Origin of the sequence: Streptomyces sp. NPDC087270 (assembly GCF_044744625.1) — a bacterium.
Classification (GTDB): Bacteria; Actinomycetota; Actinomycetes; order Streptomycetales; family Streptomycetaceae; genus Actinacidiphila.
In genome coordinates, this window is the sequence record NZ_JBIUYR010000004.1 from 92,541 (window position 1) to 104,312 (window position 11,772).

Consider the following 11,772-nt stretch of genomic DNA (forward strand, 5'->3'; position numbering starts at 1 on the left):
GTCATTTCACCCGGCGATGGCTGCGGCCCGCGCCGGCCGGGCGGGACGGGCCCGGGACCGTCGCCGCCTCGCCCTGACCGGCGCGACCGCCTGGGCCGCTCTGACCGCTTGCCTCGCCCCGGTTTCCGCGGTCGGCGCTGACCACCAGCGCGGCCAGCGCCGTCGTCAGCGGCACCGACGCCACCAGACCGATGCTGCCGACCAGGGTCCGTACGATCTCCTCGGCCACCAGCTCGCTGCTCGCCACCTGGAACACCCCGCTGCGGGCGATCGAGAAGAGCAGCAGCAGCGGGAGGGCGGCGCCGGCGTACGCCATCACCAGGGTGTTGACGACCGAGGCGATGTGGTCGCGGCCGATCCGCATGCCGGCGCCGTACAGCTTGCGCCAGTTCGCTGTCGGGTCGGCGTCCTTCAGCTCCCACACCGCCGCGACCTGGGTGACCGTCACATCGTCCAGCACTCCCAGCGAGCCGATGATCACCCCGGCCAGCAGCACCCCCTTGATCTCGATGTTCGGGTAGAGGGTGTGGATCAGGCCGGTCTCGTCGGAGGTGTTGCCGGTCAGCCGGGCCCAGGCGATGAAGACCGAGCCGAGCGCGCCGATCAGGAACAGCGAGCACAGCGTGCCGAGTACCGCCACGGACGTGCGGGCGCTGACGCCGTGGCACAGGTACAGCGCCATGAGCATGATCGCGCTGCCGCCCACCACAGCGACCAGCAGCGGATTGTCGCCGCGCAGGATCGCCGGGAGGATGAAGAACGTCAGGATGGCGAACGAGATGGCCAGGGCGACCAGCGCCATGAGCCCGCGCAGCCGCCCGATCAGGACCACGACGAGCGCGAATCCCAGTGCGAGCAGCGCGACCGGCATGCCGCGGTCCACGTCGGTGACCGAGTAGCGCAGGTTCTTGGGTGCGTCGGGGGCGTAGGCGAGTACAAGCCCCTCGCCCTTGGTGTAGCGGCGGGTCTGGTCCGGCTGCACGATCTCGGTGAACCTCGTGCCCTTGTCCGGGCCCGACATCACCTCGATCGTCGCCTTCTGGCAGGCGTCACTGGCGGCCGACCCCGCCGTCGAACCCCCGCCCGAGCCCGACGTCCCGCCCGCGCCGCTTCCGGTGCCGCCCGAACCGTCGCCCGCCCCATCGGCGTTGGGCAGCGCGCCGACCTGCTTGCAGGACACGTGCACGAGTTGCACCACCTTGCCCGGCCGGGTCTGCTGGTCGAAGCCGACCCCGCTGCGCGCGTGCGCCGGCGCACCGCCCGGCCACAGCAGCACCATGCCGGCCACCACCGCGGCCGCGAACGGCACGAGGACGGCCGCGATCACCTTGCGCAGATGCCGGGAGACCGGTGGCACGGGCCCGTGCGCGTGCCCATGGCTGTGTCCGTGTCCGTGTCCTTGGCCGTGTTCTTGTCCGGGTTCCTGGCCGTGGCCGTGGTCGGGAGACGCGGCGGAGTGCGGGCCGTGCTCGCCGGCCTGGGGGGAGTCCACGGCCCGATCATCGCAAGGGCCCTGGTGAATGTCCGTACGCAGCCGCTACCGTTGGCAGCACCTTTGCAAACGCGGGAGCTCGGAGCACCGGGCTGAGAGGGCGCTGACATCGCTTGAGGCGAGCGCTGCGCCGACCGCTGAACCTGTTACCGGGTAATGCCGGCGTAGGGAGTGGGTCTCACATGACCATGCAGGATGCGCGCACGCGTGAAATCGGCTGGCACAAGTCGTACGTCACCGGTCCCACCGGATCACGGCCGGACCTGCGGGTGCCGGTTCGCCAAGTGCATCTCACCAACGGCCGCGACGTGACGCTGTACGACACGTCCGGCCCGTACACCGACCCGTCGGTCGACACCGACGTCCGGCGGGGCCTGGCGCCCCTCCGGGAGAACTGGATCATCGCCCGCGGCGACACCGAGGAGTACCCCGGCCGGCCGGCCCGGCCGGAGGACGACGGGCTCAAGCACACCTCGCCCCGCGGCGGACTGCGCAACCTCGACGCGGTCTTCCCCGGCCGGCCCCGGCTCCCCCGCCGCGGCCGCCCGGGCCGGCCGGTCACCCAACTCGCCTATGCCCGGCGCGGCGAGACCACCCCGGAGATGGAGTTCGTCGCGCTGCGCGAGAACGTCCCGGTCGAGACCGTGCGCGAGGAGATCGCCGCGGGCCGGGCCGTACTGCCGGCCTGCGTCAACCACCCCGAGATCGAGCCGATGATCATCGGCAAGCGGTTCCTGGTGAAGGTCAACGCGAACATCGGCAACTCCGCGGTCACTTCCTCCATCGAGGAGGAGGTCGAGAAGATGACCTGGGCGACCCGCTGGGGCGCCGACACCGTGATGGACCTGTCCACCGGGCGCAACATCCACACCACCCGCGAGTGGGTACTGCGCAACTCCCCCGTCCCCATCGGCACCGTGCCGCTCTACCAGGCCCTGGAGAAGGTCGACGGCCGCGCCGAGGAACTGACCTGGGACGTCTACCGGGACACCGTCATCGAGCAGGCCGAGCAGGGCGTCGACTACATGACGGTGCACGCCGGCGTGCTGCTGCGCCATGTGCCGCTGACCGCCCGCCGCAAGACCGGCATCGTCTCGCGCGGCGGCTCGATCATGGCCGCCTGGTGCCTGGCACACCACCGCGAGAACTTCCTCTACGAGAACTTCGACGAACTGTGCGACATCCTCGCCGCCTACGACATCACCTTCTCGCTCGGCGACGGACTGCGACCTGGCTCGATCGCCGACGCCAACGACGAGGCGCAGTTCGCCGAACTGCGCACCCTCGGCGAACTCAACACCGTCGCCAAGCGGCATGACGTGCAGACCATGATCGAGGGCCCGGGCCATGTGCCCATGCACAAGATCAAGGAGAACATCGACCTCCAGCAGGAGATCTGCGAGGAGGCCCCGTTCTACACGCTCGGCCCGCTCACCACCGACATCGCACCCGCCTACGACCACATCACCTCGGGCATCGGCGCCGCGATGATCGCCTGGTGGGGCACCGCGATGCTCTGCTACGTCACTCCGAAGGAGCACCTCGGCCTGCCGGACCGCGACGACGTCAAGACCGGGGTGATCACCTACAAGATCGCCGCGCACGCCGCCGACCTCGCCAAGGGGCACCCCGGCGCCCAGGAGTGGGACGACGCGTTGTCCGACGCCCGCTTCGAGTTCCGCTGGGAGGACCAGTTCAATCTGGCCCTCGACCCCGACACCGCGCGTGACTTCCACGACGAGACGCTCCCCGCCGAGCCGGCCAAGACCGCGCACTTCTGCTCCATGTGCGGCCCGAAGTTCTGCTCGATGAAGATCTCGCACGACATCCGCCGTACCCACGGCGGCGGGGACCAGGGCGCCGAGCAGGACCCCACGCAGACGCCCACGGACGGCCCCGCGGAGGTGAGCGAGGCGGAGATCCGCGCCGGGATGGCGGCCAAGTCCGCGGAGTTCGCCGCGTCCGGCAACCGCGTGTACCTGCCGATCGCGGACTGAGCGTCCTGGGGGGACCGCCCCGCCCGCTGACCGAGGCGGCGGGGTCCGGCATGTCGCCGGGCCCCACCGCTCGGGGGCCCGGTGGAGCCCGGCGGGACGCTAGTTGAGGGTCGGTCCGATGTTCGCCGGGACCGGCGGCGGCCAGCCGACCGTGGAGAAGCTGTGCCACAGGCCCGGGGTTTCGGCGACTCCCGCGCTGAACGTGGTGGACAGGTAGGTGCTGGGGCGCCCCACCGGGTCCGTGCAGTTCAGCCCCTTGTGCAGCCAGATGTCGACACCGGTGTTGTTGGTGACGTGGTCGACGCCCAGCGGGGCGAACCGGTGGCAGGTGCCCTCGCCCTGGGTGGGGTTGGAGATGGTCTGGCTGAAGGTGAGACCTCGGGTGCCCGTCACCTGGCCCGCTGAGGAGTCGGAGCACCCGGTCGCCGCGAGGGCGAGCGGGATGGTCGTGCACAGAGCAGCGAGCGTACGGCGGCGGACGCGCATGGGCCTCTCCCGTTCTGGGCGGGTACGGGAGCAGTCAAGCAACGGTGCGCGGCCGCCGCGACCTGGGACGTCCATCCGTGCGGTCAGGGTGTTCGGACAGGCCGTTCGTGCAGGTCGTCCGCGCAGGTCGTCCGGACAGGGCAGTTCGGCCTTTCACACAGGGCGGCGGCCGGACCGCTCCAGCCGCCGCTCATGCCCTAGTCCGGCCGGTGGTCCGGGCCGCCGAAGTCCGGGCTGGTGAAGTCGGGCGAGGCGAACCGGGGCGTCGCGCGGTGCGGGTCCTGTGGCGAGGAGAAGTCGGGCCGGGTGTAGCCGAGGCGGGGCATCCGCGGACCGGAGGCGGGTGCGGTGGGCGGCGGCATGGTCGCTCGACCGGCCAGCGCGTCGTCGAGGAAGGGCAGCAGCCCCCGGTCGAGCAGCGCCCGCCGCCACGTGTCACGCGCCTGCGCGACTTCCGGCGGCAGCGACTCGGGCGCGTCGTGAATCGCGGTGGAGCCGTCGCGCAGCGCGGTCAGCAGCAGGCCGATACCGCCGAGCACGATCGCGGCGGCGGCCACGGCGGCGAAGAACCAGCCCGCGGTGCGCAGCGGTGAGGCGATCCCGGGCTCCGGGGACACCGCCTGGAGCGCGTAGCCGATCAGCAGGAAGATCAGTGCCGCGGCGCCGGCGAGCAGCGGGGTGAGCACGGCCATCATCGCGAGGATGCCTGCTCCTGACCCGGTACGGTCCGCGACGCCCATCGCGGCGTAGCTGAACGTCCGGCTGTCGCGGGCCCGGGCGGACTCGCGGGCCGCCGCCCGGCTGTCGGTACGGACCTGGCGGTACACCTCGTACTCCTCAGCGGCCCGCGCCCCGATCGACTCGGCGGCGGCGAGCGCCATGGTGCGCAACTGCTCGGCGTTCAGCAGGGAACCGGCCATGCCGTCCCCGGCTGCCGCGCCCTCCATACCGTCCATGGCGATACGCAGCGCCTCGTCAAGGACATGCTCGAAGTCCTGGCGGTCCTCGGTGAGCAGATGTGGAGCGCTGGTCATGTGCATCCCCCGATGCTCCGACTCTCCGTGCGCGGCAGGTGTTCCACGTGGAACAAGCTCTGCCTGCCGGATGCCCAGAGAGCGGTGGGACTACGGATACTGCCGATGGTAGGGCTGTACGGGGGGCCCTGACAGGGTGCAACCAGGAAATGTAGGAGCTAGCCCACCAGCGGGAGTTGGGCAACGAGCAGCCGCCCGTCCATCGTGACGCCACCGTCCATCGCCACCGCCAGGTTGTCGGCGTAGACCATCGGACCCTGCACCGCGTGCGCGGCCGCCTCACCGTCCGCCGGGTTCTCCCCGCCGACCTCGCCGAGCAGGTACGGGATCGGGCTGTGGCCGTGCACGACCCGCTTGCCCCCGTAGGTGCCCAGCAGTTCGCGGGCCGCCTCGGCGCCGCCGTCGCCGCGGAAGGCGAACCGCTTGGTGAACTTGCGGAACAGATCCCAGCATTCGTCGGCGTCGGAGCGCTGCAGCACGCTGGTGACCGCGTCGTTCATCTCCTCGATGCTGTTGCCGTAGTCGAGGTAGGCCGTGGTGTCGGAGTGCACCAGCAGGTGGCCGTCGGTGAGATGGGCGGCGTCCAACCGGGAGATCCAGGTCAGATGCCGGTCCTCCAGGCGCTCCATGTCCGACGGCTGGCCGCCGTTGAGCCGCCAGGCGGCGAGGAACGAGGCGGTGCCGCCGGTGGAGTTGACCGGGGTGTCGCCGAAGCGGTGGGCACCCAGCAGCAGCAGTTCGTGATTGCCCATCAGGGCGCGGCAGTAGCCGCCGGCCGCCGCGGCCTCCGCGGAGAGCTGCATCACCAGCTCGATCACGCCGATGCCGTCCGGGCCGCGGTCGGTGAAGTCGCCGAGGAACCACAGCCGGGCGCTGCCCGCGGACCAGTGGCCGTCCTCGTCGACCAGCCCCGACTCGCGCAGGGCGGCGAGGAGTTCGTCCAGGTAGCCGTGCACGTCGCCGACCACGTAGAGCGGGCCGGGACGCTCGCCCGGCAGCGCCGCGTCGGTGATCACGGGCAGGTCGTGCGTGGTGGGGGTGTAGCCCGGCGGTACCAGCGGCGTGTCGGGGCGGGTCGGCTCATAGCCGGGCGGTGCCGAGGCCGGAGGAGCCGCGGGCGGCGGGGTGCCGTCGTAGGCGGGCGCCGCCGACGGGTAGCCCGGTTCGTACCCGTCGGCCGGCTGGAAGTCGGGCGCCGTCCCGTAGCCGGGCGCGGGCTCGTACCCGGTGTCGGGCTCATACCCCTGACCTGCCCCCTGAGTCATCGACCCCTCCACGCTCGCGCCGCCATCCGCCCATCATAGGAATGCGGCTGGCGCGTTGTGACATACCCAGGCACCTCGTTTTCATGGGCCCTGGACAAACCGCCACGTAGTCACCTGGTCGGGCCGGTACTTCGGCGCCTGCCGTCCGTGCCGCCGCACCCTCCCGTGTCGGGCGAGGCGCGGCGATGGACGCGAAGCGAGCGGCGTTCGGCACTGATCGGCGGTACGTGGCATTCTGCGGGCGATCCGCGGCGGTGCGCGGCGGCGTCCCGTGGTTCACGCCTCATCACGGGCCGGACCGCGCGGTGGGCTGACGGTGGTGCGGTGCGCCCGCCGCTGCGAGGACGCCCGCACGATCAGCTCGGTCGGCATGACCTGCTGCACGGGATGGTTGGGCCCGATCCCCTCGATCGCGTCGATCAGCAGCTGGACGACGGCGGTACCGATCCGTCGCGGCTGCAGCGACAGCGTGGTGATCGGCGGGTCGGTGCCCGCGTAGCCGCCGCTCTCGCTGCAGCACACCAGCAGCAGGTCGTCGGGGACGCGCAGGCCGTAGCGGCGGGCGGCGGCGAGCAGGTCGGTGCCGTTGGGGTCGAAGAGTCCGTGCACGGCGTCGGGGCGGTCCGGACGGGCGAGTAACCGGTCCGCGGCGACGGCTCCCGCGCAGGGATCGTGGGCGGGGTACGCCTCGTACACCGGTTCCTGGCCGACGCGTTCGCACCATTCCAGGTAGGCCGTGGTGGACAGCCGGGTGTACGTGTCGGTGCTGGTGCCGGTGAGCAGCCCGATCCTGCGGGCGCCGGCCGCGGCGAGGTGGTCGAGGATGCCGAGCACGGCCTCTTCGTGGTCGTTGTCCACCCAGGCGTGCACCGGCAGGCTGCCGGCCGGGCGGCCGTCGCTGACCACCGGCACGCCCTGCCGGACGAGTTCGCCGACCACCGGGTCCTGGTCGGACGGGTCGATCACCACGGTGCCGTCCAGCGCCACGTTGCCCCACACGTCGTGCCGGGAGGAGGCGGGCAGGATGACCAGGGCGTACCCGCGGGCCAGCGCGGCGGAGGTGGCGGCTCTGGCCATCTCCGCGAAGTACGCGAACTCGGTGAAGGTGAACGGTTCTTCGCCGTATGTCGTCACTGTCAGGCCGATCAGGCCCGATCTTCCGGTGCGCAGAGTGCGGGCGGCGGCCGACGGGCGGTAGCCCAGCCGGTCGGCGACCTCGCGGACATGGCGCCTGGTGGTGTCCGGTAGTCGGCCCTTGCCGTTGAGCGCGTCGGAGACAGTCGTGATCGAGACGCCGGCGGCGGCGGCGACGTCCCTGATCCCCGCGCGCTCCAGCCGGCGTCCGATGGGTCGGCTCGCCTGGTGATTCCCTGCTGCTGTCATGGCGAGCCGATAGTAGGGCGGCACTGGTCCGTACGGCTGCCAGCCATGGGGGCCTCAGGAAGAACGGTTTCTGCAAGATCCAAAGCCGTATGCAAGGTGGAATATGCAGGCGGCAGGGCGGCAGGCCGGGCGGATAGCGGCCCGGTTGTGGTCTTCGCCCGGCCATTGGTCCGCCGAGATCGCTGTCGGCAACTCACTCCTACGGGGGACGCGCGCCAGGGCGCGCGCTACCAGCGCGCACGGTGACGTAGCGCACCTCCCCCGTTCGCGGCGGCCCTCGTAGGGTGTGGCCATGACCACCCCCAAGCTGCGCGCGGAACTGGACGGCATCCCGACGTACAAGCCCGGGCGACCCCCGGCCACGGAGGAGGACGGCGCCTCGGGGCCCGCCTTCAAGCTGTCCTCGAACGAGAACCCGTATCCCCCGCTGCCCGGCGTGCTGGAGGCGGCGGCCGCCGCCGCGGCCTCCTTCAACCGCTATCCCGACCTGTCCTGTGCCGCGCTGACCGCGGAACTGGCGACGCGGTTCGACGTACCGGTCGGACACATCGCCACCGGCACCGGCTCGGTCGGCGTGGCCCAGCAACTGCTCCAGGTGACCTCGGGGCCGGGCGACGAGGTGATCTACGCCTGGCGGTCGTTCGAGGCGTATCCGATCATCACCCAGATCAGTGGTGCCCGGGCGGTGCAAGTGCCGCTGGACGCGGCCGAGGTGCACGACCTGGACGCGATGGCGGCCGCGATCACCGACCGGACCCGGCTGATCTTCGTCTGCAACCCGAACAACCCGACCGGCACCGTGGTGCGCCGGGCGGAACTGGAGCGCTTCCTGGACCGGGTGCCGGCCGATGTGCTGGTCGTCCTGGACGAGGCGTACCGCGAGTTCAACACCGACCCCGAGGTGCCCGACGGCGTCGACCTCTACCGTGACCGCCCGAACGTCGCGGTGCTGCGCACCTTCTCCAAGGCGTACGGCCTGGCCGGGCTGCGGATCGGTTTCGCGATCGCGCATGAGCCGGTGGCCGAGGCGCTGCGGAAGACCGCGGTGCCGTTCGGGGTGAGCCAGCTCGCGCAGGACGCGGCGATCGCCAGCCTGCGGGCCGAGCCGGCGCTGCTGGAGCGGGTCGCGGGTCTGGTCGTGGAGCGCGCCCGGGTCGCCACGGCGCTGGCCGATCAGGGTTGGACGGTGCCCGAGACGCAGGCGAACTTCGTGTGGTTGCGGCTGGGGGAGCGCACCGCAGACTTCGCGGCGGCCTGCGAGCGGGCGGGTGTGACGGTCCGGCCGTTCGGTGCCGAGGGGGTGCGGATCACGATCGGGGAGACCGAGGCCAACGACATCATGCTGCGGACCGCTGAGGCGTTCCACAAGGAGCTGTAGCCGGAGCCCCACCGGGTAAAAAGTGCTTTGACCTGCTAATTCGCCCCCTCTCACCCCCCGGTGGGAGGGGGCGAACGCATGTGCGCGATACTCCTTGTGAATGAGTTCACGTTCACAAGCAGAACGCGTATCGGCAGTAAAGGAGACGTATCGTGCAGCTCGCTTTGGAGCCACTGAGCGTCGCCCGGTGGCAGTTCGGCGTGACGACCGTCTACCACTTCCTCTTCGTCCCCCTGACGATCTCGCTCTCCGCGCTCACCGCGGCACTGCAGACCGCCTGGGTGCGCACCGGCAAGGAGAAGTACCTCGGAGCCACCAAGTTCTGGGGCAAGCTCTTCCTGATCAACATCGCCATGGGCGTGGTGACCGGGATCGTGCAGGAGTTCCAGTTCGGTATGAACTGGTCTGACTACTCACGCTTCGTCGGCGATGTCTTCGGCGCGCCGCTCGCCTTCGAGGCGCTGATCGCGTTCTTCTTCGAGTCGACCTTCATCGGCCTGTGGATCTTCGGCTGGGACAAGCTGCCCAAACGCATCCACCTCGGCTGCATCTGGATGGTGTCGATCGGCACCATCCTGTCCGCGTACTTCATCCTGGCCGCCAACTCCTGGATGCAGCACCCGGTCGGCTACCACTACAACCCGAAGACCAAGCGGGCCGAACTCACCGACTTCTGGGCGGTGCTCACCCAGAACACCGCGCTCGCGCAGTTCTTCCACATCATGTCCGCGGCCTTCCTCACCGGTGCCGCGTTCATGATCGGCATCGCCGCCTACCACCTGGCCCGCAAGCAGCACATCGCGGTGATGCGCTCCTCGCTGAGGATGGCGCTGGTCGTCGCGGTGGTCGCCGGGGCGCTCACCGCGATCAGCGGCGACACCCTCGGCAAGGTGATGTTCAAGCAGCAGCCGATGAAGATGGCCGCGGCCGAGGCGCTGTGGGACGGCCAGAAAGGCGCGCCCTTCTCGGTCTTCGCGGTCGGCGACGTCAACAAGGGGCACAACGAGGTCGCCATCGACATCCCCAACCTGCTCTCCTTCCTCGCCACCGACGACTTCACCAGCTACGTCGGCGGCATCAACGACGTGAACAAGGCCGAGCAGCAGAAGTACGGTCCCGGCGACTACCGGCCGAACATCCCGGTCGAGTACTGGGGCTTCCGCTGGATGATCGGCTTCGGTGTGGTCTCCATCGGGGTCGGTGCGGCCGGGCTGTGGCTGACCCGCCGCCGTTTCTGGCTCGCGCCGGATCGGCGCACCGGCGAGGACGAGGTGCCGCACCTGATGCTCACCCGCACCCTCGGGCTCGGCTCGCGGCTGTACCGCTGGTACTGGCGGATCGCCCTGCTGACCATGGTCTTCCCGCTGATCGCCAACTCCTGGGGCTGGATCTTCACCGAGACCGGCCGCCAGCCCTGGGTGGTCTACGGCGTGCTGCGCACCAAGGACGCGGTCTCCCCCGGGGTGTCCGTCGGCTATGTGCTGACCTCGCTGATCGTCTTCACGCTGCTCTACGGGCTGCTCGCGGTGGTCGAGGTCCGGCTGCTGGTGAAGTACGCCAAGCAGGGGCCGCCCGAGCTCACCGAGGCCGACCTGAACCCCCCGACGAGGATCGGCGGCGGTCCCGGAGGCGACAGCGCCGGCGCGTCCACGGACGCCGACCGGCCGATGGCCTTCTCGTACTGACGGACTGACGACGGAAGGGAAGGGATACGGGACATGCATCTGCACGATGTCTGGTTCGTCATCATCGCCATCCTGTGGACGGGCTACTTCTTCCTGGAGGGCTTCGACTTCGGGGTCGGCGTGCTCACCAAGCTGCTCGCCCGCGACCGCACCGAGCGGCGGGTGCTGATCAACACGATCGGGCCGGTCTGGGACGGCAACGAGGTGTGGCTGCTCAGCGCGGGCGGCGCCACCTTCGCGGCCTTCCCGGACTGGTACGCCACGCTCTTCTCCGGCTTCTACCTGCCGCTGCTGCTGATCCTGGTCTGCCTGATCGTCCGCGGGGTCGCGTTCGAGTACCGCGCCAAGCGACCCGAGGAGCGCTGGCAGCGCAACTGGGAGCACGCGATCTTCTGGACCTCGCTACTGCCCGCCGTGCTGTGGGGGGTGGCGTTCGCCAACATCGTGCGGGGCGTGAAGATCGACGCGAACAAGGAGTACGTGGGCAACCTGGGGGACCTGCTCGGCGGCTATGCGCTGCTCGGCGGGCTGGTCACGCTGGCGCTGTTCACCTTCCACGGCGCGGTGTTCACCGCGTTGAAGACGGTCGGGCCGATCCGGGACCGGGCCCGGGCGATGGCCACCAGGGTCGGCCTGGTCACGGCGGTGCTTGCGGCGGTCTTCCTGGTCTGGACGCAGGTGCACAGCGGCGGCGCCCGCAGCCTGCCCGCCCTGGTGGTCGCCCTCGTGGCGATGCTCGCCGCGCTCGTCGCGAACCGCGCCGGGCGGGAGGGCTGGTCGTTCGCCTTCTCCGGCGTGACGATCGCCGCCACCATCGCGATGTTCTTCCTCTCGCTTTTCCCGGACGTGATGCCGTCCTCGCTGAACGGTGCGTGGAGCCTGACCGTCGGCAACGCCTCCGCGACCCCGTACACGCTGCGGATCATGACCTGGTGCGCGGCCATCGCGACTCCGCTGGTGATGCTCTACCAGGGCTGGACGTACTGGGTCTTCCGCAAGCGGATCGGCACCCAGCACATCGCGGAAGCGGCGCACTGATCATGTCCCGCCAG

The 11,772-nt window shown here is 70.5% G+C and carries 9 protein-coding genes and 1 riboswitch; of the genes, 4 read left to right on the forward strand and 5 right to left on the reverse strand.

The genetic code is table 11. The features are described from left to right. Position 1: 1 nt before the first annotated feature. Positions 2-1,492, reverse strand: a complete 1,491-nt coding sequence (locus ACIPAE_RS09515; protein ID WP_402444051.1) for a YibE/F family protein — start codon at positions 1,490-1,492, stop codon at positions 2-4. A gap of 61 nt (positions 1,493-1,553) precedes the next feature. Continuing rightward, positions 1,554-1,680: riboswitch (TPP riboswitch) on the forward strand. Here ACIPAE_RS09515 and thiC point away from each other — a divergent pair. Beyond that, complete coding sequence (gene thiC, locus ACIPAE_RS09520) at positions 1,675-3,489, forward strand: phosphomethylpyrimidine synthase ThiC (RefSeq protein ID WP_329367052.1); 1,815 nt, start codon at positions 1,675-1,677, stop codon at positions 3,487-3,489. It overlaps the preceding riboswitch by 6 nt. A gap of 99 nt (positions 3,490-3,588) precedes the next feature. Here the strand turns inward: thiC and ACIPAE_RS09525 are convergent, their stop codons facing one another. From ACIPAE_RS09525 to ACIPAE_RS09540, 4 genes are all read right to left on the reverse strand, one after another. Beyond that, on the reverse strand, positions 3,589-3,975 hold the full coding sequence (locus ACIPAE_RS09525; RefSeq protein ID WP_366411250.1) for a hypothetical protein: 387 nt from the start codon (positions 3,973-3,975) through the stop codon (positions 3,589-3,591). A gap of 197 nt (positions 3,976-4,172) precedes the next feature. Next, positions 4,173-5,015 carry a hypothetical protein gene (locus ACIPAE_RS09530; protein ID WP_402444054.1) on the reverse strand — a complete coding sequence of 281 codons (843 nt, stop codon included), beginning with the start codon at positions 5,013-5,015 and terminating at the stop codon, positions 4,173-4,175. A gap of 152 nt (positions 5,016-5,167) precedes the next feature. Further along, a complete protein-coding gene (locus ACIPAE_RS09535) occupies positions 5,168-6,274 on the reverse strand; it encodes a metallophosphoesterase (protein ID WP_402444055.1) in 1,107 nt (368 codons plus the stop codon). 276 nt (positions 6,275-6,550) lie between these two features. Beyond that, a complete protein-coding gene (locus ACIPAE_RS09540) occupies positions 6,551-7,657 on the reverse strand; it encodes a LacI family DNA-binding transcriptional regulator (RefSeq protein WP_328466513.1) in 1,107 nt (368 codons plus the stop codon). Positions 7,658-7,943: 286 nt separating this feature from the next. Here ACIPAE_RS09540 and hisC point away from each other — a divergent pair, with 286 nt between their 5' ends. From hisC to cydB, 3 genes are all read left to right on the forward strand, one after another. Beyond that, positions 7,944-9,035, forward strand: a complete 1,092-nt coding sequence (hisC, locus tag ACIPAE_RS09545; RefSeq protein WP_402444057.1) for a histidinol-phosphate transaminase — start codon at positions 7,944-7,946, stop codon at positions 9,033-9,035. Positions 9,036-9,187: 152 nt separating this feature from the next. Then, positions 9,188-10,720, forward strand: a complete 1,533-nt coding sequence (locus ACIPAE_RS09550; RefSeq protein WP_402444059.1) for a cytochrome ubiquinol oxidase subunit I — start codon at positions 9,188-9,190, stop codon at positions 10,718-10,720. Positions 10,721-10,753: 33 nt separating this feature from the next. After that, complete coding sequence (gene cydB, locus ACIPAE_RS09555) at positions 10,754-11,758, forward strand: cytochrome d ubiquinol oxidase subunit II (RefSeq protein WP_329367063.1); 1,005 nt, start codon at positions 10,754-10,756, stop codon at positions 11,756-11,758. Positions 11,759-11,772: the final 14 nt, after the last annotated feature.